The 24,902-nt window shown below is 44.3% G+C and carries 19 protein-coding genes and 3 pseudogenes; 9 read left to right on the top strand and 13 right to left on the bottom strand.

Features of this window, described 5'->3' with window-relative positions; genetic code table 11:
• Positions 1–110: 110 nt before the first annotated feature.
• The 3 genes from glgX (at position 111) to AB4486_RS01380 (ending at position 4,938) form a co-directional block, all read left to right on the top strand.
• Positions 111–2,096 carry a glycogen debranching protein GlgX gene (gene glgX / locus AB4486_RS01370; protein WP_372116279.1) on the top strand — a complete coding sequence of 662 codons (1,986 nt, stop codon included), beginning with the start codon at positions 111–113 and terminating at the stop codon, positions 2,094–2,096.
• A gap of 239 nt (positions 2,097–2,335) precedes the next feature.
• Positions 2,336–4,078 (top strand): diguanylate cyclase, encoded by a 1,743-nt coding sequence (locus AB4486_RS01375; protein ID WP_065583771.1) that lies wholly within the window; start codon positions 2,336–2,338, stop codon positions 4,076–4,078.
• Between the two features lie 131 nt (positions 4,079–4,209).
• Complete coding sequence (locus AB4486_RS01380) at positions 4,210–4,938, top strand: tRNA (adenine(22)-N(1))-methyltransferase TrmK (RefSeq protein ID WP_017069730.1); 729 nt, start codon at positions 4,210–4,212, stop codon at positions 4,936–4,938.
• A 105-nt stretch (positions 4,939–5,043) separates the two neighbouring features.
• On the opposite strand, the gene AB4486_RS01385 is transcribed toward AB4486_RS01380, so the two are convergent.
• Complete coding sequence (locus tag AB4486_RS01385; RefSeq protein ID WP_017063993.1) at positions 5,044–5,988, bottom strand: acyltransferase; 945 nt, start codon at positions 5,986–5,988, stop codon at positions 5,044–5,046.
• 332 nt (positions 5,989–6,320) lie between these two features.
• On the opposite strand from AB4486_RS01385, the gene AB4486_RS01390 reads away from it, so the two are divergent.
• From AB4486_RS01390 to AB4486_RS01400, 3 genes and pseudogenes are all read left to right on the top strand, one after another.
• A complete protein-coding gene (locus AB4486_RS01390; RefSeq protein WP_372116282.1) occupies positions 6,321–7,121 on the top strand; it encodes a ferredoxin--NADP reductase in 801 nt (266 codons plus the stop codon).
• Between the two features lie 65 nt (positions 7,122–7,186).
• Positions 7,187–7,267: pseudogene (locus AB4486_RS01395) on the top strand (cytoplasmic protein); the annotation flags it as partial.
• 466 nt (positions 7,268–7,733) lie between these two features.
• Complete coding sequence (locus AB4486_RS01400) at positions 7,734–8,726, top strand: 2-hydroxyacid dehydrogenase (protein WP_017058859.1); 993 nt, start codon at positions 7,734–7,736, stop codon at positions 8,724–8,726.
• 120 nt (positions 8,727–8,846) lie between these two features.
• Here the strand turns inward: AB4486_RS01400 and AB4486_RS01405 are convergent, their stop codons facing one another.
• From AB4486_RS01405 to ltnD, 8 genes are all read right to left on the bottom strand, one after another.
• Positions 8,847–9,719 carry a patatin family protein gene (locus tag AB4486_RS01405; protein ID WP_017063996.1) on the bottom strand — a complete coding sequence of 291 codons (873 nt, stop codon included), beginning with the start codon at positions 9,717–9,719 and terminating at the stop codon, positions 8,847–8,849.
• Between the two features lie 217 nt (positions 9,720–9,936).
• Entirely contained in the window at positions 9,937–11,388 is a 1,452-nt protein-coding gene (locus AB4486_RS01410) for a catalase (RefSeq protein WP_017066332.1), read from the bottom strand.
• Positions 11,389–11,588: 200 nt separating this feature from the next.
• Positions 11,589–12,773: a glycerate kinase gene (locus AB4486_RS01415; protein WP_372116284.1), complete on the bottom strand. Its 1,185-nt coding sequence runs from the start codon at positions 12,771–12,773 to the stop codon at positions 11,589–11,591.
• A 113-nt stretch (positions 12,774–12,886) separates the two neighbouring features.
• Positions 12,887–14,341, bottom strand: a complete 1,455-nt coding sequence (locus tag AB4486_RS01420) for a GntP family permease (protein ID WP_017086589.1) — start codon at positions 14,339–14,341, stop codon at positions 12,887–12,889.
• Positions 14,342–14,519: 178 nt separating this feature from the next.
• Positions 14,520–15,296, bottom strand: a complete 777-nt coding sequence (gene otnI / locus AB4486_RS01425) for a 2-oxo-tetronate isomerase (protein ID WP_371724882.1) — start codon at positions 15,294–15,296, stop codon at positions 14,520–14,522.
• Complete coding sequence (locus AB4486_RS01430) at positions 15,296–15,943, bottom strand: aldolase (protein ID WP_171349682.1); 648 nt, start codon at positions 15,941–15,943, stop codon at positions 15,296–15,298. Before AB4486_RS01430 ends, otnI begins: the two co-directional genes overlap by 1 nt.
• Positions 15,944–15,954: 11 nt before the next feature.
• On the bottom strand, positions 15,955–17,211 hold the full coding sequence (otnK, locus tag AB4486_RS01435; protein ID WP_136977419.1) for a 3-oxo-tetronate kinase: 1,257 nt from the start codon (positions 17,209–17,211) through the stop codon (positions 15,955–15,957).
• Positions 17,212–17,213: 2 nt separating this feature from the next.
• Positions 17,214–18,128, bottom strand: coding sequence for an L-threonate dehydrogenase (gene ltnD / locus AB4486_RS01440; protein ID WP_371724880.1), 915 nt, complete (start codon positions 18,126–18,128; stop codon positions 17,214–17,216).
• A gap of 280 nt (positions 18,129–18,408) precedes the next feature.
• Here ltnD and AB4486_RS01445 point away from each other — a divergent pair, with 280 nt between their 5' ends.
• Entirely contained in the window at positions 18,409–19,167 is a 759-nt protein-coding gene (locus tag AB4486_RS01445; protein ID WP_017072299.1) for a DeoR/GlpR family DNA-binding transcription regulator, read from the top strand.
• 180 nt (positions 19,168–19,347) lie between these two features.
• Positions 19,348–19,809, top strand: a complete 462-nt coding sequence (locus AB4486_RS01450) for a hypothetical protein (protein WP_017069722.1) — start codon at positions 19,348–19,350, stop codon at positions 19,807–19,809.
• A 43-nt stretch (positions 19,810–19,852) separates the two neighbouring features.
• Here the strand turns inward: AB4486_RS01450 and AB4486_RS01455 are convergent, their stop codons facing one another.
• From AB4486_RS01455 to AB4486_RS01470, 4 genes and pseudogenes are all read right to left on the bottom strand, one after another.
• On the bottom strand, positions 19,853–22,084 hold the full coding sequence (locus AB4486_RS01455) for a hypothetical protein (RefSeq protein WP_372116288.1): 2,232 nt from the start codon (positions 22,082–22,084) through the stop codon (positions 19,853–19,855).
• A gap of 431 nt (positions 22,085–22,515) precedes the next feature.
• Positions 22,516–22,854, bottom strand: a complete 339-nt coding sequence (locus tag AB4486_RS01460; RefSeq protein ID WP_372116290.1) for a Fis family transcriptional regulator — start codon at positions 22,852–22,854, stop codon at positions 22,516–22,518.
• A gap of 199 nt (positions 22,855–23,053) precedes the next feature.
• Positions 23,054–23,776: pseudogene (locus AB4486_RS01465) on the bottom strand (Gfo/Idh/MocA family protein); the annotation flags it as partial.
• Positions 23,757–23,927 (bottom strand): annotated as a pseudogene (locus AB4486_RS01470) (antibiotic biosynthesis monooxygenase); the annotation flags it as partial. The pseudogenes AB4486_RS01470 and AB4486_RS01465, both read right to left, overlap by 20 nt.
• Positions 23,928–24,033: 106 nt before the next feature.
• On the opposite strand from AB4486_RS01470, the gene AB4486_RS01475 reads away from it, so the two are divergent.
• A complete protein-coding gene (locus AB4486_RS01475; RefSeq protein WP_372116292.1) occupies positions 24,034–24,891 on the top strand; it encodes a LysR family transcriptional regulator in 858 nt (285 codons plus the stop codon).
• Positions 24,892–24,902: the final 11 nt, after the last annotated feature.

Genomic DNA, 24,902 nt, shown 5'->3' on the forward strand with positions numbered 1-24,902 from the left:
ATGAATTATTTTTTTTACCGTAATTAATCTGTGAAGTTGCTTGACCTTACTGTGACAAAGCTTTTTACTTATAGTTCACTGATGTCGATAAACGAACAAGAAATCAAGCAATGACTAGAACGCTCGCTCGCCCTTATCCGCTAGGCGCAACGCTAGGTAACACTGGCTGCAACTTCTCTATTTATTCTCCTGACTGTAAATCTCTTTCACTCGCTCTTTTTGACGAGAACGACGAATTCACCACTTATAAATTGGAAAATGAATACGCTGATATCAGATATGTCTTTATTGATGGTATTAAAGCGGGGCAAAAATACGGCTTCATTGCCGAAACGGACAATGGCCCTATCCTGCTTTCAGACCCGTATGCCAAAGCAATAAGCGAACTGCTCGATTACGTCACGCCATATACCAATGAAAAAAGCTTTGCTATGGCGAAATGTGTCGTTGTTGATGACACCTTCGATTGGCAAGATGTAGAAAAGCCACGCATTAGCCGCGAAGATACCGTTCTTTTTGAAACGCATGTAAAAGGTCTATCTCAACTGCACCCAGAAGTGGCTGCCAATACTAAAGGACGCTACTTAGGGTTAGTGAGCCCTGAAATGCTTGCGTTCTACAAACAGCAAAATATCAACTCTCTACAGCTTTTGCCCATTGCCGCATGTATGCATGAGCCTCATCTCTTGGACATGGATAAAGTGAACTATTGGGGTTACAACCCATATTTGTTCATGGTGCCAGACCCTCGCTACGCAGAAAAAGACGCTGTTAATGAACTCAAAACTGCAATTCGTGAGCTGCATCGCAATGGCATCGAAGTCATTCTAGATGTCGTGTACAACCACACAGCAGAAGGTGGGGAAGGCGGAACCACCTTCAACCTAAAAGCACTCGATAGCCGCTACTACATTAAACATGGCTGCCATTATGCGAATTTCACGGGTTGTGGAAACACAGTAGATCTCACCCACCAGCCCGCACTCAACTTAGTGATGGATACGCTTCGTTACTGGGTGAGTGAATTCAAAGTCGACGGCTTCCGTTTTGATTTGGCCGCGACGCTGGGACGTGAAGGCGATAATTACAACCCTGAAGCTGCTTTTTTCAAAGCCGTTGCTCAAGATCCTGTGCTCAAAGAGACCAAGTTGATTGCAGAACCGTGGGATATTGGCCCTAACGGTTATCAAGTAGGTAACTTTCCACTAGGCTGGAATGAATGTAACGACAAACTGCGTGATATCACACGTAGCTTCTGGCGCGGTGATCAAGGCTATCTAAAAGAGTTTGCGACGCGCTTAATGGGATCTCGCGATATCTACAGTGCAGCGCACTGGCCTTACAAACTCACCGTCAACTACATCACTTACCATGATGGCTTCACCATGCAGGACCTTGTCTCGTACAAACACAAGCACAATGAAGAAAATGGTGAGAATAACCGCGATGGGCATGGTGATAACCGTTCTGAAAACTACGGTGTTGAAGGTGAAACCGAAAACCTGTTAGTTATCGCAACACGTGAAAAGCAGAAACGCAACTTCATGGCGAGCCTGCTGTTTGCTTTTGGTATTCCTCATATTTTGACGGCCGATGTGTTATCTCATACTCAAAAAGGTAACAACAACGCTTACTGCCAAGATGGCGTGACCAGCTGGCTTAACTGGGAAGATTCAGAGCGCAAGACTTACTTCAAGACTTGGTTATCTGAAATGATCTCTGCTCGTCAGCAATACATGGTGCCGTTTATTAAGGCATTCAGTGGCGAAAAGCGTAACTCTAACCGCATCTTCTGGAGCCGTGTCGATGGCACACTTATGGAGCATGACGACTGGAACCGCTTAAGCTCAGTCGCTTTGCATTTAGGTATTGGTAAAGATGGCGACGAGTTAATTTATCTTATCAACCAAACCAATGCGCCAGCACGTTTCTCGTTACCGAATGACCGTGAACAAAACTGGGTAACCATCTGTGATACCAACTCGCGAAACGTTAAACTCGGTCATGCAGAAGGTGAAATGTTGTTGTCGCCAACTTCGATGGCAATTTTGCACTATTCGCCAGATCAGGCTGATTTGATTAAAGCAAAAGCTTAGTCAGCTTAATAAAACACCGAAAACCATAGAAGCCAGTTATATTTACAGCTGGTTTTTTTATTAGCTGAATATCACATAAATCATTCTTTTATATGGAATCATTTGCATTGATGTGATGGATGAAACTGTTTAGTATTGCCGTACTATAAAAATGAATCTATAACGTCTTGGATATCATGGCTTTACCTAAAACACTTATTCGGCTTTTCAAACCATACATACTCTTACTAACCGGAGGAATGCTTTATTTAGCTATCGCTCAACTAGAGAAAGTTGAAACTACAGCAACTAACCAATCATCATCAAATATTCGTATCGCTAGTTCCACTATTCGCTCAAATATCGAAGCCGTTTTCGGCAAGCTTTACTTTCTTGAGACCAGTTTAGGCTTACCTAAGGCATCCAGCTTTGATGACAAAAAATTTCGCGAAATCAGTGATAATATCCTAAAAAGAACACCCAATTTCTCAGATATCGTTCGATACAAACCGCAATCTCAAAATTATATTTCCACTCGAGGTCTTCCACTTTCGAGCGAACAAATCGCCGTAATACAATGGCATTCAATAGACAACGTCGTTGAGGATTTCTACATTTCTTCCGTTTATCAAAAGCCTGATGGGCGTTGGGTATTTGCGGTAAAACACACGGTAGAAAGATTGAACGAGGAAATATGGATTGAATTTGACTTGTTGCACACCACGCAGGGTTTAAGAGATTTAAAAACGCTTAATAATGGCTATGTATTTGTTGTAGACAGAGCAACAGAGCGACTGGTATTCCACCCGGATCCACAGCGTATCGGTTCTAAATCCATCAGCTTCCATGCAGGGATCAGCCACCAACTCTCACAAGGTGAAACCGTTGGTAAGCACGAATATTACTATCAAGATAACTTCAAAATATCGGTATTTGACGCAGACAACAGCTTAAATTGGGTGTTCATTGCGGGCACTGACCGCCATGACATCTTAACCAGCTCACATCAATTTACGTTGACGGGCTTAGTACTGGGCTCACTCCTGCTATTGTGGATTGGTGCCAACTATCTGGCTTATCGTTTGAACGTGTCCTTGTCGCAACTGAATAAAGTCGATGACCTTGTAAGCTTTAAGCGAGAGTTAAAATCCATACTGGATAGTTTCACCTACCAAAAAGGCATTCAATTCTGTCTCTATCAGCTTGAGAACCACGCATTCAGTACCATCGACTATCACGGAAACAAATCCACGGTACATTGTGACAAAGCCCTTGCAGAGCGATTTACACCGGACACTATGGCTTACCGAAGTGGTAAGTACGCCGATCCACTGGCGTGTAAACTCAAAATACACCAACGTCATTACTGTATTCCTTTGCACTCTCGTCAGCAGTTGATCGCAGTGTTGTACGTAAACGTAAACTTACCGATCAGCCAGAGTATTCTACGAATGATCCGTGATTACACTGAAGTCTCTTTGTCTAACTTACTGCTTCAACATCAATTGAGCAGCAAAGATCTGATGACGCAGTTAGACAATAAGAGCAGTTTCAGCATCGCCATCGAAAACTACGTGAGCGAGCCCGATACCTATGTCGCTCTGCTTGATATCGATAACTTCGACCACGTAAACCGAGCCTACGGTGAAGCGGTGGGCGACAAGATGATCAAGCTGACTGCAGAATCGATACGCAGTTACTTCCCCAAGCCAAAGGGACTTTGCTTGGCTCGTGTTGGAGGAAAGGAGTTCGCAGTATTATTCAAAGCCAATGATGTGAAAGATGCCAAATTCCAGCTAGACCAGTGCAGAGTCGCAATCGCGGAGAAAACCATCGTCACTCCAGATATCACCTTATCGCTAGGGGTTAGCGTGGGATACTCGCAAATAGAGGGTGAAACAGACTCAGCTTTAGCGCTGGCGGAACAAGCGAAACTTATCGCGCAACAACTTGGTAAGAACCGAGTGGAAGGCCATATCAGAGCCGTTGCCAAAGCATCGTAAACCTATACTTACATTTCTGTAGCCACTACAAAGCACCTAGGATTCACACCCTAGGTGCTTTTGTTTTTCTAGAAAGTCATTACAATGCGCCTTCGATAAGACAACATCCCTTTTCTAACGACACGAGCCTTATGAAGCTAAGTAACCGACTGCAAACTCTCCATTCCCTTGTCAGCAATGACTACCAACATATTTGGGACTGTTGTTGTGATCACGGCTTCTTGGGTGTTCAACTGTTGTCGGATAACAAAGCACCTCAGCTTCACTTTGTCGATATTGTCCCGTCTCTTATGAGCGATTTGGAAAGCAAACTTACGCGTTACTTTCCGCAAGGTGCAATAGCAGAACAGAAAGTGACTAGCCAATGGCAAGTCTACTGTATGGATGTCGCCGCTATCCCGCTTGAGAAACATACTGGCAAACACCTGGTGATTATTGCGGGCGTCGGTGGCGATCTTACTCAAAAGCTCGTCGATGATATTCATCGTCAACACCCAGACAAAGCGATCGATTTCTTGCTTTGTCCGGTGCATCAGCAATTCGAGTTGAGAAGCCATTTAAAGGCGATCCATTTTGGTCTTATTGATGAAGTGTTGATTGAAGAGAACCGTCGTTACTACGAGATTTTATTGGTGAGTAATAGTCGCGGTGATTCAGAAAAGAGCCAAACCGTTAGCGAGATATCAAACGTCGGTGACAAGATCTGGACACCAAGTTGTGATGAACAAGTGAAGGTATCACAGCAATACAAAGCCAAAACATTGCAGCACTACTTACGTATCCATCAAGGACAAGAGAAGCAAGGCAAACCTAGCCAAGTAAAGCATATTATTGATGCTTACCAGGCGGTTAAGCCATAGTAAGTACTAACTTAATGGTTTGAATATTAAGAAAGTCAAATTAATAAAAAAGCCGATAGTTCAATGAGCTATCGGCTTTATTAATGCTATCGATTCAGTTTTAGCTTACTGTTCTTGTTTCTTATAAGCCACATCAGGCTCGTCAACTGTCTCTACCTCAGAAGGCTTATCAACCCCATAAACCGTATCAAGGTAGACGTCTTTCTCTTTCCACGTGCTGTTCAACCAATTGTGGAAGCGACGTTTAAAAGCCTTATCTTCAAAGTAATTACCGTTCACGTTCTCATCCATTGGATGCAATTTAATACGCACAACGACCTTAGTCATTTTGCCCTTCAGCATATCTTCAAACGGAGAGGTTTGGTTTTCAGGGTAAGCTAAGGTCACATCCACGATGCCATCCAAAATTGGGCCCATTGCAGATAAAGCAAATGCCACGCCCCCAGTTTTCGGCTTCAATAAGTGGCGATAAGGGGTCTTTGCTGACGCCAGTTTCTCGTGGTTTGCACGAGTCCCTTCAACAAAATTAACCAATGTTGTCGGTGCTAATTTGAACTTAGTACACGCTTTATTGATTGCATTAAAATCATCATTACGGCGTTCTGGGTTGCGTAATAGGAACTCACGAGAGTGGCGTCTCATGAATGGCATATCTAAGCCCCAGCAGGCCAAGCCAACAAATGGTACGTACAACAATTCATGTTTCAAGAAGTACTTCGTCATCGGCATTTTGTCTTTTAGGATTGAAGACAAAATCACAATATCTGCCCAGCTTAGGTGGTTAGACATCATCAAATACCACTGCTTGGTCGAAATATCTTCCCCCCCTTCCACTTGCCATTCGATATCGTTATTGGCGTTCAACATCCATAAATTAAGAGAAGCCCAACACCAGAATGTGAAGTTAGCTAAGCGAGTGCATGATTTTTGAACGACAGAAATTGGCAAAATAAGTTTGATTAGGGCAAACAGGCTCACAGCCAATGCGGTGAATGCAGTATTAATGGTCACGAACAATACGTTCAAGGCCATACGAAGATTATCAAGCATAAAACACAGTTATATTGAGAACGAAAGCCGCCATTATACGCATCTATAAATTATTCTCTTCAGTAATTGATTGAATATCCTAGGGGTCAAACCACTCAACCTATGTTAACGATGTTCAACCAGCTAAAGTCTATTAAAACGAAACCAAAAACACATGTACGAGTCATTTGGACTCAAATAGTATATTGTCTTTTTGACAACATTCGACCCAATAATTAACCTCCAATCAGTATTGATAAGCATTCTCATTATTGGCGTGGTACATGCAACTCTAAAGTGTAAATAGTTGAGTATCCTTAATGAGATAACTTCTCTTCTTAAAGGTGGATGATATGACAGATATTCCTCATGGTTTAGTTACAGGCAAAGTCCTAAACAAAACAGAATGGACAGATCAATTGTTCTCACTCCAGGTTAGTGCACCTGTCTCTTCTTATCAGGCAGGTCAGTTTACTAAGCTTGGCTTGCTCAATAACGAAGGTGAGTTTGTGAGACGCGCTTATTCTATGGTGAATGCACCAGAGCATGAGCAAGGACATCAGCATCTAGAGTTTTTGATTATTAAGGATCAGAACGGTCAGCTCTCGCCTCAACTTCACGAATTGCAAGCTGGTGATGACATCTTTGTCGGGAAAGACCCAAGTGGCTTTATGACCTTAGATGAGATCCCAGAGATCGCCGACGATCTATGGATGCTTTCAACCGGAACCGCGGTAGGCCCATTTATCTCAATACTTGAGAGCATGCAGATACAGCAAAATGAGTTGGCTTCAGACAAAGCCTCTTCATTCAAGAATCTGGTTCTAGTGCATGCCGTAAGAACAGAACAAGACCTGACTTATCGAGACCGTATCGCTCAACTCGTTCATCACTTCCAAGGGAAACTACAATATGTGCCAATTATTTCTAGAGAATCAGTCACCGGAACTTTGCGCGGACGAATCCCAAGCTTGTTACTTGGAGGCGACCTTGAGCAAACCGCGTCTGTCGCTTTCAATCAAACCCGCAGTTTTTTCTACCTTTGCGGCAATCCGCAAATGGTTCGCGACACAAGTGAAGCGCTAACTAGCTTAGGTTTCGAAAAGCACTTACGCAGAAAACCCGGTCAATTCAGCAGTGAGAACTACTGGTAAATAACAACCGCCACTCGTTAGACAGAAGCACAACTTTCAAAGAACAGTTAGAGAAGAGGTTTTATATGAGTCATTTACGTATTCCGTCACACTGGAAAATTCAACGTTCCACACCCGAAAGTAATATTCATTCAATATTGATGAACTTATAAGCAAGCAACCTCGTAATGTGATTTTTAATGTTCAATAAGTGAAGACAAAAGATCAAATAACCATAGTAATTACAATGACTAATGGTGATAGACAAGAGAAAAAAACTCTAGCACACTGAACAGAGTTGTAGGGCATGTTGACCTATCGAGCTGATTTTTGCAGCCGTTTGTGGGTTATTTATACAAGGCAGAGAATTCGACGTGTAGCTCGCCTACATGAGAATTCGATAACGCTGTAGAAAGGAACCACAAACACTGCCCGAAGGGTTCGGCTAAAATCGTTTTACTCTTTGTTGAGAGGGTTTTGCTTAGAATGACTAGGCGGCAAACCTCTCGTCGCGATTAAAACGATTTTATCTCGAACAAAACTTAACCGCGAAAGGTCAACATGCCCTTGTTTTAATCCCGTTTCAGAGAATGAATCAGTGGGTTATTTATATTTTAGGTAAGAGAGGAAGCCATGCTCAACATTGCTTTTTTTAGCTCAAAATCATACGACGAAAAATCATTCGAACTGGCAAAAGGCGAACTCAACGCTGAGTTTCATTTTCACGATTTTCGACTCACCACAACAACAGCAAAAATGGCGCACGACAACGAAGTGGTTTGTGCGTTTGTAAACGATGACCTATCGCGAGACGTGTTAGAGATTCTTGCTCAAGGCCGCACCAAGTTAATCGCGATGCGCTGTGCGGGCTTTGACAAGGTCGACCTAGACGCAGCCAAAGAGTTTGGTCTGCAAGTGGTTCGCGTTCCGGCTTACTCACCAGAATCGGTAGCAGAACACACGGTTGGCATGATGATGTGTTTGAACCGTAAACTACACAAGGCATACCAACGCACTCGTGATGCGAACTTCTCTCTTGAGGGGTTAGTTGGCTTTAACTTCCACGGTAAAACGGTCGGTGTGATTGGCTCGGGTAAGATTGGCCTAGCGACGATGCGAATTCTGAAGGGTTTAGGCATGAATATCCTATGCTATGACCCATATCCAAACCCGTTAGCTGTTGAGTTAGGCGCTAAATACGTTGAACTCGACGAACTTTACCAAGAGTCTGATGTGATTTCTCTACACTGCCCAATGAGTAAAGAGAACTACCACCTATTAGATGCGACTGCGTTTGAGAAGATGAAAGACGGCGTGATGATTGTCAACACCAGCCGTGGTGAACTACTGGATTCCACAGCTGCTATCGAAGCGCTTAAACAGAGTAAGATTGGCGCACTTGGTCTTGATGTGTATGACAACGAGAAAGAGCTGTTCTTCCAAGACAAATCAAATGACGTGATTGTCGATGATGTGTTCCGCCGTCTATCTGCTTGTCACAACGTGCTGTTCACAGGTCACCAAGCTTTTTTAACCAAAGATGCTCTGTTCAATATCGCGAACACAACACTCACCAGTGTTGATGCTTTCTTTGCTGGCAACACCAGCGGCAACGAACTCGTTTAATAACAGATTGAGTTAACAGCAGGCTGAGTTAAAAACAAACTAGGTCTACAGATACAAAGCCACGCTATTCTGAAGTGAACAGCGTGGCTTTGTCGTTTATCCAGTATCCTAAAAACGTTCCTAGACGCAGAAATGACAATCTTCGGTGTCTAAACCATACACGCCTTTTCGAATGGCAAGGTGCTCTTCACCCGCTTTAATGCCCATCTCATAACCTGCATTAAGAGTACTTTGATCCATAGTTAAACGCTTTACTGCGAACGCTTCTGGCGGCGCTATCACTTTAATGGTCGCATCTTTGGGTGGGTTACGAATGAACTCCAGAGACTGGTTGTAGTTTTCAGCACGTACCGCCATCGACTCAGCAATATTCGGGAATTTCTTTAATAGTTTCTTCAGCATCCATTGGTGCTTTTGAGGCTTCATTCGGTAGCTCAATGGGTGAGACAGAATCACGGTAATATCGCGTGCGCCACGGCGATATGCTTCACGAACCGGAATCGAATCGGCTACACCGCCATCGGTATAACAGCCACCAGAGAAACACGGAGTTTCACGGTAAGCGATAGGTAAAGCCGTTGTTGCTTCAACAACATTAGAAAGGTTTTCTGGCTTAATATGGTAGTAGTCTGCACTGCCCGTATCGACATTTGTGACAGCAGCAATGAGTGGGATACTTGAAAACAACTCACCACAATCGAGCGGATAACGTTGATTGGATTCGTTCCATAACCATTTAACATCTACCAAGTTACCGCCTTTGGCAAAGCGAGCAGGATTAAAGAAAGTTTTATCCGTCGCCATCGTGGTGATCACATCATAACTGCGTTTTGGTGCATGAGATAAGTAGCCAACCAGATTCGACACACCTGCAGATACGCCGATGGCAAAATCATAAGGACGGAAATCGTCTTGCATGAAGGCGTCTAAAACTCCAGCAGCAAAAATACCTCTCATTGCTCCACCTTCAACGATTAATGCGCTCTTATTCATCTCAAACTCTTCTACTTTATAAACTGATAGTCGTAGAATAATCCCATCACTCTTACAAAGATAATGGGATAGATTTATCAATTCGATAGGTAAAAACTATCAATGTGGATTATTAAATTTTTCAATGATTTAGGGTTGCTTAATAAACAGCGAGATCAAAAAAGGCCGTTGAGTGATTCACTCAACGGCCTTTCAATTAACGAATCAAGATGATTGATTACGACTTAAATTCGCTCACGTCGATTTCAAGCAGTTTACCAATGCCTTCACCGTATGCAGGGTCAGCTTTGTAACAGTGTCTTAGGTGACGCAATTGAATCTCTTTTGGCACGCCGCCTAGGTTGCGAGCAGTGTTATCAAAAAGAATCGCTTGCTTCTCTGGTGTCATTAGGCGGAACAAGTCACCCGGTTGCGAGAAGTAATCTTCATCTTCGCGGTGATCCCAGTGTGCTGCTGCGCCATCTAGGTTCAGTGCTGGTTCAGCGAAATCTGGTTGCTCAGCCCATTGACCTTCGTTGTTTGGCTCATAACCTAATGTGCCACCGAAGTTACCATCGACACGCATCGCGCCATCACGGTGGTAGCTGTGTACTGGGCAACGAGGCGCATTCACTGGAATGTGCTGATGGTTTACACCCAAACGGTAACGTTGTGCATCACCGTAAGCAAACAGACGACCTTGCAGCATCTTGTCTGGCGAGAAGCTGATACCTGGAACTACGTTCGCAGGATTGAATGCCGACTGCTCTACTTCTGCGAAGAAGTTTTGCGGGTTACGATTTAGCTCAAATTCGCCCACTTCGATCAACGGGTAATCTGCATGAGGCCAGATCTTAGTCAAATCGAACGGGTTGTATGGAACCTTCGCTGCATCCGCTTCTGGCATCACTTGTACTTTCAACGTCCATTTCGGGAAATCTTGGTTATCGATGCTGTCTAGCAAATCACGTTGGTGGCTTTCGCGATCATCACCGATCACTTGTGCCGCTTCTGCATCAGAAAGGTTCTTAATACCTTGCTGAGATTTGAAGTGGAATTTCACCCAGAAACGTTCGTTATCAGCGTTGATGAAGCTGAACGTGTGGCTACCAAAGCCGTGCATGTGACGGTAAGTCGCAGGGATACCACGGTCACTCATTACGATAGTAATTTGGTGCAGAGCTTCCGGCAAAGAAGTCCAGAAATCCCAGTTGTTTTTCGCGCTACGCATGTTGGTGCGTGGGTCACGTTTCACCGCGTGGTTTAAGTCAGGGAACTTAAGAGGATCACGAAGGAAGAATACTGGCGTGTTGTTGCCCACCATATCCCAGTTGCCTTCTTCAGTATAAAACTTCAATGCAAAGCCACGAATATCACGTTCAGCATCGGCAGCACCGCGCTCACCCGCAACTGTTGTGAAACGTGCAAACAAGTCGGTTTTTTTACCTATTTCAGAGAACAATTTTGCCTTGGTGTATTTTGTGATGTCGTGTGTAACGGTAAATGTGCCGTAAGCACCTGAGCCTTTCGCGTGCATACGACGCTCTGGAATCACTTCACGATCAAAATGGGCCAATTTCTCCAAAAACCAAACGTCTTGAAGAAGTTGTGGACCGCGTTTACCCGCAGTTTGAACATTCTGGTTATGAGCAACAGGACAACCCGCAGCTGTAGTTAGTTTTTTACTCATGATCTATTCCTTAAGGTCCAAAGGTGCAGCAATAGTGAGTGCACCTTGATATTTATACTGGATCCCTTTCAAAAGCCCCTAAAATACTATGGATATAGAATAGACCTCTAATGGCATAAAATATAATCGTTTGTATTTATCGTTATAATCTATAAAACCTATTAAACGACTGATTTAGGAATCATATTCTAAGGCACTGACTAATCGAGCATTTTCCTTCCTAGTTTAAGCGTCGCTGCAATATTCCTAGCCGTTCTGGTTAGATTTTTTTCCGCCTCCTGCAGAACTTGGTCAAGTGACTGAGGAGAACGAACAGTCCCGAACAAGCTGCTCATTTCTCCATAGAGAGCTTCTACTTCAGTTCCCAATGAGCCAGCAATACCTATGGTTGGAATACCTTGTAAACTCGCACGTTTAGCAATGCCGTAAGGTGTTTTGCCTTGCAGAGTTTGGTTGTCCATTTGCCCTTCGCCAGTAATCACAAGGTCAGCACCTTTCAGTACTTCATCGGCTTGGAGAACATCAAGCACCATCTCAATACCCGGTTTGATCTGCATATTAAATAGCAAACCAAGTCCCATCGGCGTGCCACCAGCCGCGCCATAACCAGCACGCTCTTGAACGGGTTCATCGCTGCCAACACAACCTTGCGATTCAGCGATTTGAGCAAAATTCGCTAGCGCCTTATCAAGCATCAAGACTTGTTCGGGTGTCGCCCCTTTTTGTGGGCCGAATACGTGGCTAGCACCGTTGTCACCACACAGTGGATTATCAACATCGCATGCCACAATCAGTTCGACATCTGCGCAGCGCGAATCTAAGCCGGTAAGATCTATTGATGCAAGTTCTGCAAGTGCAGCACCACCTCGGTTAAGCTCGTGTCCTTTGCCATCTTGCCCGTTACTATCTAACAAGCGCCCACCTAGAGCTTGAACGATACCCGCGCCACCATCATTGGTCGCACTGCCACCCAATCCAAGAATGATGGTTTGAGCCCCCTGCTCTATCGCTTCCAAAATCAATTGCCCTGTGCCAAATGAAGAAGCAATCAACGGATCACGCTGCTCTGGTTTCAATAAATCCAAGCCCGATGCTGCAGCTATTTCAATCAATGCCGTTTTGTTCGGGTTGCTATCGGATGGCTCAAGCATCGCCCATTCAGCATTAACCAATGCGCCCAATGGCCCTTCCACTTGATGGATTCGCTTTTGTCCTGCTAGACCTTGTAGCAATACATCTACCGTACCTTCGCCACCATCAGCCAAAGGCAAGGTCACGTAGTCAGCGTCAGGGAAGATTTCACGAAAGCCCTTTTCAATACAAGCCGCCACAGATACAGCCGATAGAGATTCTTTAAACGAGTCTGGTGCAATAACAATTTTCATACTGAGAGATCCAAAAGATTAGTAATTTTGATGAGTGCCCGATCCAAAAATGCCCCTATTGAAGATCAGCAAGCTAATCACTTAATAGGGGCAGTATATAAAGGTAAGTAGTATTAGTTAGTAACGGCTGTCTTTACTTGTGATTTCTCTTTGCTTTTTAGCCACACGAATACAGCACCTAGAACCGCAATTGGAATCAGTGGGTCGATCAACGTACCGCCTTTACCAAACACTAAGTTTAGAATCATGATGATGCTTGCACCAATCGCCCATGCGATAGTTGAAGACACAGACCAGATCTTAATTTGATCAGCAAGTTCAGTAATACCTAACGTACGGTTAATGATGTGGAAGTATGAATCGTTCAAATGAGAGAAGCCAACCGGACCTACCGCACATGCAAGTGCTACGAATACTGGGTCTAGACCTAACGTTTCAACCAATGGCAGCGTCATCGTTGCTGCAACCATCATTGATGCCGTTGCTGAACCTTGGATTAGACGAAGCATTGAAGCAATTGCTAGTGGTACAAGTAGAGGTGGAATACCGCTGCTCGCGATAGCTTCGGCTACTTGAGGGCCAGCACCTGATGCTTTAAGTACTGCACCCATTGCGCCACCACAGCCAGTTACCACAAGAATTAGACCTGTAGTAGACAGAGCATCATCCATAGAGCTAACCATGTCTTTGCGCTCAATATGACGAGTAAGACCGTATAGCGCCATAAGAACACCGATACCAACAGCAACCACTGGGTTACCAATCAACGAAATAACGTTGTGCATTGCAGTGTCACCTTGACCAACAAGCGTGTTGATTAGGATGAATGCGATTGGCAGCAGAATTGGACCGAATGATAAAAAGTTACTTGGTAGCTCTCTGTCATCTGTTTCTTTTACTTTCTCAAGGTTTGCCCAATCAGCTTGGTTAGTAATCCATGTCTCACCGTTTGGTACGCGGTAGTACTCGTTACCTACTCGGCGAATATAAATCATAGAAAGAAGCATCATAGGGATAGAAACCATCAAACCCCATAACATGTATTCACCTAGATCTACACCCAGAATTCCAGCCACAGCAACTGGACCCGGTGTTGGTGGCACAAGCGCATGAGTGATCAGTAGGCCAAGCGCCAGAGTCACACCTAAGCCAACCGCTGATTTACCTGTGTCACGTGAAATTGCGCGAACAAGAGAGTGTAAAATAATGTACGCAGAGTCACAGAAAACTGGGATAGCGACAAGTACACCTGTAAAACCTAGTGCTAAGTCTTCACGACCTTTACCACACAGCTTTACAAACGTTTTTGCCATTCTAACAGCCGCACCAGAACGCTCGAAACACGCGCCCATGATAACGCCGAACGCGATAATCAAACCAATACCACCAAGCACGCCACCAAAGCCGGCTTTAATTGCGTTGATCAGCTCTGTTGGTGCCATACCAGCGAATAGCCCCATGATGATACTTGCAATAATCATCGCAAGCGCCACTGGGATTCTTGTTTTAATGATCATGCCCATCATGGCTAAAATGCCAATTACGATGCCTATCAGTGCTCCATCCATTTTTATATTCCTTTTGTCTCTTTCTTCATTTTTAGAAAATTTGTAGGGTGGTGCATATGGGTGATACCGGGTCACCCATTGCACTTTATCGTTATGTGTTGGCTTACCTGTAAGCCGTGTTATCTAAATCAGTTTTTACTTTTATGATTCGTTACATATAAACGCCATTCACACCGCGCTATAAATAACTTTTTACCCAGCTAAGCCCCTCTTCTGTCGTGCTTCTTGGGTTATATTCACAGCCAATCCAACCTTGGTAACCTGAATCATCCAAAACACTAAATAAATGTGGGTAGTTCAGTTCGCCTTCCGATGGTTCATGCCTCTCTGGTACAGAAGCAATTTGGATATGACCGGTATAAGCAGCAACTTCACGAATCAAAGTACTTAAATCACCATCCATGATTTGCGCGTGATAAAGGTCGAGTTGAAGTTTCACATTTGGTCTATCGACCAACTTAATCAGTTCGACAGCTTCACGTTGATGCGCCACAAAATAGTTCGGAACATCACGGCTATTAAGAGGTTCAATCATCAATTCGATGCCTTGCTCAGCAAACTTATCAGCCGCAAAACGAATGTTTGAGATGAAGGTTTCAACGTGTTGTTGCTTAGTAAAGTTCTCATTCAATATGCCTGACATTGCATGGACTTTTTTACAGCCCAGAGCTGTCGCGTACATAAGCGCCGTATCAACACTAGCTTTAAATTCCTCTTCACGATCTGGAATAGCGGCAAAACCACGCTCACCCGCATCCCAATTACCTGGAGGCATGTTAAAAAGCGCCTGCTCAAAACCAAATCTCTGCATTTTTGCTGCAAGCTCTTCGGCCTCAAATGCATAAGGGAATAGGTATTCAACAGCTTTGAAACCGGCTTGGTGTGCTTTTTCAAAACGCTCTAGAAATGGTACTTCTGTGAATAACATCGTTAAGTTTGCTGCGAACTTAGCCATTATTTGCCTCTCCCTTTTAAATCCATCACTTCTTCGTCCGTTAGGTAACGGATATCATTCCCTTTCAATAAGAATGCTAATTTGGCGGTCTCTTCTAGCTCTTCAGCGTTATCAACGGCATCAACAAAGTCAGTGCCTGTTACTACTGGGCCGTGGTTTGCTAACAAAAATGCTCGATAATCACCTGCTCGTTTTGCCAACTCTTCAGCGATTTGTGGGTCACCCGGACGTAGGTAAGGAATCACTGGTAACTCACCAATTCGCATCACGAAATACGGTGTGAAAGCCTTAATCGCGTTATTACGATCCAACCCTTCAAGGCAAGACAACGCGGTAAGGTAAGTAGAATGCAAATGAACAATCGCATTGCATTCTGCATTATTTCTATAAATCGCTAAGTGGAATGCCGCTTCTTTAGAAGGCTTCTTACCTGAGATGTGGTTGCCATCGATATCAACAACCGACAATTCCTCAGCGACAAGGCGACCAAATGAAGAGCCTGTTGGTGTTGCTAGAAAATGCCCATTAGGTAATTTGATAGACAGGTTACCTGCACCACCAGTGGCGTAACCTCGTTCGAACATTGAACGAGCGAGCGTGACCATTTGCTCTCTTAACTGCTGCTCGTTCATCAAAACTTTACTCATTTGAATCTCGCTTATGAAAAGAATGATTGAGCTTTAGCGAAGAAGTTTTTATCACCAAAATTGCCCGATTTTAGCGCTAGTGATAGCTCACCTTCGACCGATTTAACCCAAGGCACACCTGGTGCGATTTGAGGGCCAATATGAAAACCTTTCACGGCTAGACTTTGCGTCACTACGCCTGATGTTTCACCACCAGCAACAATGAAGTTTTTCACACCATGTTGGTGCAGTTTGATAGCGAGTTGACTAAAAAACTGTTCAACGACGTGGCTTGAAGCTTGTGCGCCGTATTCTTCTTGAATGGCTTTCAGTGCGGCGGCATCTGCGGTTGCATAAACCAAAGGAGCAAACTCGCCTTGGTTATTGGTCATCACCCAATCGAACACATCATTGGCGTATTGATCATTGGTTAAGCAAGCCTTCACATCGATAGCAAAGTGAGGAGCAAGCTGCTTGTATACCGCAACTTGTTGGTTAGTCATCACTGAACAAGAACCAGAGAACACAACGGTTGGTGCTTTGACTGGGCTGCCGGCATGTTTTGCATCACTTTGGTCAGCAAGATGTCCTGTCCAATTTTTAGCGATACCAGCAGCTAGGCCTGAGCCACCTGTGATTAGTTTCAGAGATTTAGCCGCTTGACCTAACGTCACCAAGTGCTCTGCATTAAATGCGTCTACCACGGCGTAGCGACTACCTTGAGCTTTGAGTTCGTTAAAACGAGCGGTAACCGCATCAGCGCCCTGTTCAATCGTTTGAAAGTTAACTAAACCGGAAACACCTTCTGATTGTGCGTCCATCATTCGAACCACACTTGAATCCGTCATTGGTGTAACAGGGTGATTACGCATACCTGAATCACTGAGCAACTCACCAAAAACAAACAAGTGACCGTTGTAAACCGTGCGACCATTTACTGGCAATGCAGGGCAAACCATAGTGAAAGATTCTCCAAGTTCCGCCAAAAGTGCATCTGTTACGGGACCAATATTGCCCTCAGCGGTACTGTCGAACGTTGAGCAGTATTTAAAGTAAAACTGTTGGCAACCTTGAGATTGAAGCCATTTAAGCGCAGTAACCGAATCCGTCACCGCTTGGTCAACTGGGCAAGAGCGAGATTTAAGGCTGATCACCACAGCATCTGCTGATGTGTCAAACTCTCCCGTTGGAATCCCATTCAGTTGAACAGTGCGCATACCGTTTTCAACCAAGAAACCAGCAATGTCTGTTGCACCTGTAAAGTCGTCTGCAATAACACCTAATAACATGATTATTTCTCCGCCTTTGACGTGTTTACACCCGGCAGGTCAATACCTTGGAAGACTTTTATCACTGCACTGTCGTCTTCTTGACCAAATCCAGCATTACTCGCGCTAACGAACATGTTCAGTGCAGCACTTGATAATGGGAGTGGGAATTTCAGGTTTTGAGCGGTATCTGATACCAAGTTCAAATCCTTCACAAAGATATCAACCATAGATTTTGGAGAGTAATCACCATCGACTACGTGCTTCATGCGGTTCTCGAACATCCAAGAGTTGCCCGCTGCATTCGTAACAACGTCGTACATCAAATCAAGCGGAATGTTTGCGCGTGCGGCTAGTGCCATCGCTTCAGCGCCCGCAGCAATATGAACACCTGCTAGTAACTGGTGGATAATCTTAACGGTCGCACCAAGGCCAATGGTCTCGCCGATGTTGTAGACTTTAGCTGCAGTTGCATCAAGTACCGGAGCCAGTGCTTCAAATGTGGTCACCGCACCTGAAGCCATAATCGTCATTTCACCCGCTTCTGCTTTTACTGCACCGCCGGACACTGGCGCATCCAGCATCACAAGATCATGTTCAGCAAGCTGAGCTTCGATTTGTTTCGCGTCTTCTGCTGAGATCGTTGCCGAGACCATAACTGGCGTGTTAGGTCTCAGTGCCGCCGCAAGACCAGTCTTAAACAGTACCGTGTTAACTTGAGCTGCATTCACAACCAATACCAAAACTGAATCAAGTTTGTCGGCAAACTCAACCGCGCTTGTAGAGACCGCTTTTGCGCCATATTCACCCAAGTTTTCAATCGCTTGCGGATTCAAATCGAAACCATATACATCAAGGCCTGCACGCACGCATGACTTCGCTGCGCCCATGCCCATAGAACCTAAACCGATAACACCAACAGATTGAACTTCTTTCATAGCAAGATGCCTTTCACGTAATTATTGAATTCTAGATTTGTTAATTATTGTTTATATTTGTGATTATATGTGAAGCAATCGAATGCGACTTAGTGACAAGTCACACATTTAACAAAAATTAACATTAATGAGTAATTTAACCCTTTAGAGGCATTAGATAAGGGTAATTTCGGCAGCAATCACAGTTCTAATTGCTATTTCACAACAGATATTCACAGATATTCACAAAACAACCAAAGATTGATAGGATGATGAAAAATAAGAACATAGAAGAAGAATCATGATTCCAGCGGAACGTCAGAGAACCATTTTGTCACTATTATCACACCAAGAAGTGATCAGTATTTCTGAGCTTGTTGAGCACTTAGAGGTGTCTCATATGACTATTCGTCGAGATATCGTAAAGCTAGAGACATCAGGGAAAGTGATTTCAGTTTCGGGTGGCGTTCAGCTGACTAAAGCACTTCACAGCGAATTGTCACACGACATCAAGGTAGAACAGCAAGCAAGCGAAAAAGCTCAAATAGGTCAACTAGCTGCTCAATTGGTTCCTGAGTATTCGACTATCTACTTAGACGCTGGAACAACCTCTTTGGAGATCGCTCACCAACTTGCAGGGCGAGATGATCTGCTTATCATCACCAATGACTTCGCGATTGCCGCATACCTAATGAACAGCACACAATCTGAGATTTACCATACTGGTGGCAAGATTGACCGTGAAAATCAATCGAGTATTGGGGGAAAAGTAGCTGAGTTCTTGGCAGGGATGAATATTGATATTGCGTTTATCTCTTCTTCATCTTGGAATCTAAAAGGGCTCTCGACACCTTGTGAAAATAAGGTATTAGTCAAACAAGCCATTGTTCAAGCAGCTCATTCAAACTATCTGATTTCAGACTCAACCAAATACGGACGTATCGCTACTTTCCACGCCTTAGATTTAAGTGCGCTTGATGGCGTGATCACCGACATTGATCTTTCGAGTAGTGTGATTGATGAGCTTCAAGACAAAGGCATCAAGGTCATTAATTCGTAACGGATCCCTCATCAAATTTCAGGCTCACCAACCAAACATTCAGAGCCTGAATACCACAACTCCAAAATCATCTATTTATCCACTCGATAAAAATAATTCTTACAATTAAGCGTGTTTATTCGTTAATAATATTGTTACTCAACGGCATAATAGTCATGAATCCATTCAAAGAGTTAGGTTATGTTCTACAAGCGTCTTTTGGTATTGGCTTTACCGCTTACTTTTGTGTTTTCCACCCATGCTGAAACGTTTGGTGAACGAATGGCGCGCATCGAACAAGAGAATGTACTGGCGAAAACCATGAGTGAAGAACAAGTTGAATTGATACAAAAAGTCGTACAGACCAATCACTGCGCTAAAGTGGCGTTAACCCATCACCAACGCATTTTGGGCCAATATAAGGTTGAGACATCTTCTTCTGAGTTATTCGTAAAATGGCGTCAACTCGGTAAGCAGTTAGACGCTCAATACGAGATGGATTACCCCGGCTACCCTAAGCACGCTTTTCAAGAATATCCTGCGGCTTCAGGCAAAGTCGATGGCTACCTTTTTGCTCTAATCGACAATGGTTTAAACGAGCAATCGTGGATCGCCAAAGAATTTAAGCAGTGTAAAAAGAATAAGCTCATATCCCGAACCTAAGCTCTAGTCTGCTCTGGTTCGAGAGTGCTCACTCGCATTAGTTCTAATAAAGTAAGAACAGCCCTTCATAACCGCCAATTTCTATTTCACTCACATAGTCACCAACGTTACCGTTAGCATCAACAGGTTTCATTGGAACATCCAGCGCGATGGTGAGTTTTGCCGCGTCATAAAAGCTCGGATTCTTACCGTGGAAATCCGTGCGATACAACACACGACCATTGCTGAACTCTCTCGCTAACACCATGTCCTCAGGGCCACCAGCAACCACCTGATTTTCAGATTGATACATAAAGTACGTGAACGTCGGTAGAACGTGAGTGATACCATTGGGCAGATCAGCATGCACCATTTCGTTCATCGAGGAATCGCCAACGATGGTGTAGTCAGCAGGCTGAGGTGTCGTTGTCGAAAGCATCAAAGGAATCGGCGCAAAGCCATGTGGGATTTGATGACTCGGCTCTCCCAAGTCAACGGCCAATAACGAACTGGGTTGGTAGGCGATGTTTTTAGGGACACCACTTTGCCAGAAAGTGTCAGCCGTCGTATTGCCACTTCCATAGACGTAACCATTGTTCCACTGATTAAAGTAGCTATGTTGAGCGTGTCGATTGAGGTGGTAGATCGCTAGGGTCGAGTATTGGTCTTGCTTCCAATTATCTTCACTATTTCCAAGAAACTGAACTCGCCCATAACGCGTTGTCGCCTGAAAAATAACACTTTGCCCATTGTAGGCGAGCGCAGAATTATCCCAGAATTTTGAGATCCCCGAGTAACCACTAAACCCAGTAGACGGAAAAATGTAGTGCTCGCGTAAATACAGAGATCCCGCCTCGCTAAGATGAGACTGTCCATTTCGACCCAGCAAGTTCGCAGTTCCGATATTCAACCCAATCGACGCATCACTTTCTAAAGCAGATAGATTTTTGAGAAACTCTGAAAATTGTTGTTTGTAGAGATCATCCGCTTGATTCGAACCCACAACAGCTCCTAATTCTTGAACATGCCCGCCAGAGTGAACATAGAACTGGTTCGAACCAATGAGTTTATTTGTGTCGTCGTTGTACGCACCATTCAAACCTTGGCTTGCCCAACTTTGCTTGTAGTAGCGATGAATGGCAGATAGATAATCCGCGTTTGCGACGTTCGTTAGCGACCAAGATGAGTTAGCGCTCCACATTCGACCAAATGGCACAACTCTTGATTCCCAACGAAAACGCGCTGTCGCGTTCTTATTGGTTCGATTTCTATACTCACTTGGCGACAAGTAGTTATCGCCATCTAGGTCTGCAGACACATCAAAGCCGCGGATTTTTCGCCATTGGCTGATAGCATTGCCGTCCGGGGTTGAAGTCGGAGCATCGGTTAACTTGACGGTTGGAAAACTGTTTTTGAGTTTTACTTCTTTTAAACGCGGCCTGTCGTCGGCGTTCTCACTTTGCCAACGAACTCTCACAACGTATAAGCGCCCACCATCTCTCAAAAAGGTTGAACCAAAATACTGGCCGCCACCATAGTTCGCACCGCTCCCATCATGAGTTGTGGCTCTTACCCAATCATTAGGAAGGTTCCAGATCACCGATTGGTTTTTGGTCATGCTGAGCGTTTTGTCTTTCTTTACATCGAGTCTTTCCCACTGTGAAACCCTTCCCTGAGAATCAATAGCCGTTGGGTATTCAATCCAAAACTCACCGCTGCCAGCAAACTGTGAGAACTTAAAGGTCAGCCGTTCGAACTGTTCAGCATGATAGACATACAAAGCCCCACCCTGTTCGAAATTCTCAAACACATCGGCATCCCACGGAGGCTCTTGATACAGCCAAAAGCCAGCATGGTCTTCATTGGCTGTATAACCCAAGATCATAGGTTTTCGGTTTAAAAGGGTCTTTTCGCCGTGAGTTTTATCAACTTCGGCAATGACAGTATCTTCAGAAAAGTGCAGGAAATAGTCTTCGAAATTGAGGCCTTCTAACTCAGCTTGGTTACGGAGATCGTTCTCCAACCAACCCGAGTTCATCGCCATGACTTGGTTGTACATATAACCAATTGTCGTGGCCCGCTCATTGTCGGCTTTGTCGGCATACGCTCCGAACACAATGTCACTGTTGGTAATTTCCCAATCAATGACAGCATTCGCAGATAGTGGGGAGCCCGAAAGATCAACACCCGCTTCATGTTGCCCTGGCAGCACAACTGCTGTACCAACAGCAAAAGCGTAGCCAGCGATTAAACATGACGGTATGAGTGCGAGCAGCCCAGAAATGTAGGTTTTCATGATTCAAATTTCCTAATCGATACTGTCATGCCTTAAATCACAAGACGAAAAGTCAGCCAACTTACGTGTCAATTTAGGAATCAAAATACGAAAAAAGTATCGACTACATGGCTCTATTGTTCAAGTGCTCGTCTGTCTTGTTTCATCGGTGGCAAGTAAAACGAGCAAATGCCGATTCAAAATCAATGCATTAAGGAAAATATAAGTTTTTGTGATTTTAATTTTATTTGGAAACCAAGTATCTCCGGCTAACGAGAAATCAGCTCAGATTTTCTCAAAATGAGAATAATACGGTTTGGAAGATGAGAAGTTATCAGAGCCTAGAACTCAGAATAGGACTTGGATTTGCTGTATCGAATCTCAGTTTGAGCGCCACACTATTGAAACTCAATTTGGATAGGCTGTCTAAACAAGAACGATGACAACGCACCTTAAAGCCTCTTGTTCCACTTCCCTTGGTGGTCACGGTCGCAATTTTCTTGTGTATCGTAACTAACATGCTTATCGATATTCTTCAGTTGAATCCCAACTTGATTGAACGCGTGTTGGATAGCCCCAGAGGCACTCTGTTGACCTTCGCCATTTAAGAAATTCGCTCTATCCTGATTGGTATCGAATACACAGACGATTTTCAAACTTTGCGGAAATGAAGAGAAGTTGACCGAGTGAGTCACCCACAAAAAACCATCGAAGCCTTTCAGCGTGTCTTCACAAACGTCAGTTAACACGTCTCTGATTTGATTCTCGATTTTCTTATCTGATTTACGCATGCGGCAAAGGTCCTATTTAACACCTTAAAAAATAAGGTTTTTCGGTCAGTTTCGTACTACCTGATATTGGACACTGTGGCGGTTTCAAATGCAAAGTATTTATTGGGGAGAGTCGACTGGAAGATATAGAGGAAACGCCTCATGTTTGATAGCTTACGAGGCGATCAAACATGAGACGAGTATAGAATTTACTAAAACATTAGCTCGCCGCTTGTTCCCAATCAGTTAATAACTTCATGATTACGCGAGAGTCTTGGTGGGTTGCCATTGGCGCAGCAAGTTGTGTATCACCTTGCTCAACCGCTTGGCGGATATTGCGCACTTGATAATGGAAACCATCACCTTGCGCTTCGACTTTCACTTCACGTGTCGACGTTTCATAGATCTCTACCGTAAACGTGTTTTCTGCCGTCGGTAGCCATGGATTAGTATCTAGCGTGATACAGCCTTTGCTGCCTAGGATCGTAAAACCATGCTTTAAACCGTGGTCTTCAGCAGTGTGGATTTGTGCGGTAAAACGGTCGTTGAAATGCATCATCGCCGACGATTCACAGATATTGCCATCTTCGCCTCGTCGACCGATTGCTGAGATCTGCACGTCATCGAACACGCTCTCACCAAATTGCTGCTGCGCAACAGAGTGAATCAGCGACATTGGGTAACAGCCAAGGTTGTATAGCGCGCCTTTGCTCGCAGGATTCACGAACTGATCAATCGCCGCAACGTAGGAACCTTGAATTGAACGCACTTCGCCAATCTCACCAGTTGCCAGTTCTTGATGAAGCTTGGTGATAAGTGGATGGTTTAAATACATCAAACCTTCAGCAAAGAATACGCCCGCTTCTTTCACGGCTAGTAAAGCTTGCTCGGTTTTTTCCATATCAACCGATAACGATTTTTCACACAAGATCGCTTTGGCTTTGATCATAGGTTGCAATTGCTTGTAGGCAGCCCGGTTCGCTTTGCATGTCTAAACAAAACTGTTCGATAGCTTCGAGCGCAGCTGCTCGTTCTATGTTGGTTTTGATCTTAAGTTCGGCAGTAACAAAGATAGTTTCATTCGTTTGAGGCATTGCACACTCTTATTTTAGTTAATTATCGGTTTGCCATTAATATAATTAACCCCTAATAATTGATAAACTCACGTTTTGTTTATTGTTTATCAACCAAAAGTGTTCAATGGATAAGTTAACCAGCATGAAAGTCTTCGTCTATGTGGTGGAACAAGGTAGCTTTCGCAGCGCCGCAAACCACTTCAACCTGTCGGCGACTATGATAAGCAAACATGTCCATTCCTTAGAAGCCAGTTTGAAGTCTCAGCTGATCCACCGCACCACGCGTAAGCAATCGTTAACCGATTCAGGACAACTTTACTATCGTGAGTGTAAGCGAATTCACGAAGACATCAGCAATGCAGAGAACCTGATTCAAACCTTGGAAAATCAACCACAAGGCACGGTAAAAATAAACTGCCCTGTCACCTATGGAAACAAGGTACTCGCCCCTATCGTAGCTAAGTTTCTCGCGCATCACCCAACCATTAACGTTGAGCTGATGTTGAATAATGACCTTGTTGATCCTTATTCATCTGACATTGACCTGATTGTGCGAATTGGTGACCTATCCGATTCAAGCTTGGTCGCAAGGTATTTAGGGGATTATGAGATGTGTTACTGCGCGGCGCCCGCTTACCTAAACCAACATGCTGAAATCAGAGTATTGGAAGACTTGGCGCAGCACCCATCGCTTGGATTCAGTTACAGCAGCCAAGCTCCTCACGCCACACCGAATAAAGAACGTGTGCGCTTGATGTCGAATAATGGTGATGTGTTGCGGTATGCCGCCCTGCAGGGTGTGGGCGTGTTGTTGCAACCGACTATCTTAGTCGCAGAAGAGATTGATCGTGGAGCGCTGTTGGAAATCCTACCCGGCATGGCGCCGTTACCAAAGCCGATTCACTTGCTCTACAAAACCAAGCAACTGTCGTTGAAGAACAGAACCTTTGTCGAGTTCTTGTTAGCTGCGTTTGCTGAGTAACTAAGCGCTTT

It is taken from the genome of Vibrio sp. 10N.222.55.C6, from assembly GCF_041473395.1.
Lineage (GTDB): Bacteria > Pseudomonadota > Gammaproteobacteria > Enterobacterales > Vibrionaceae > Vibrio > Vibrio crassostreae_C.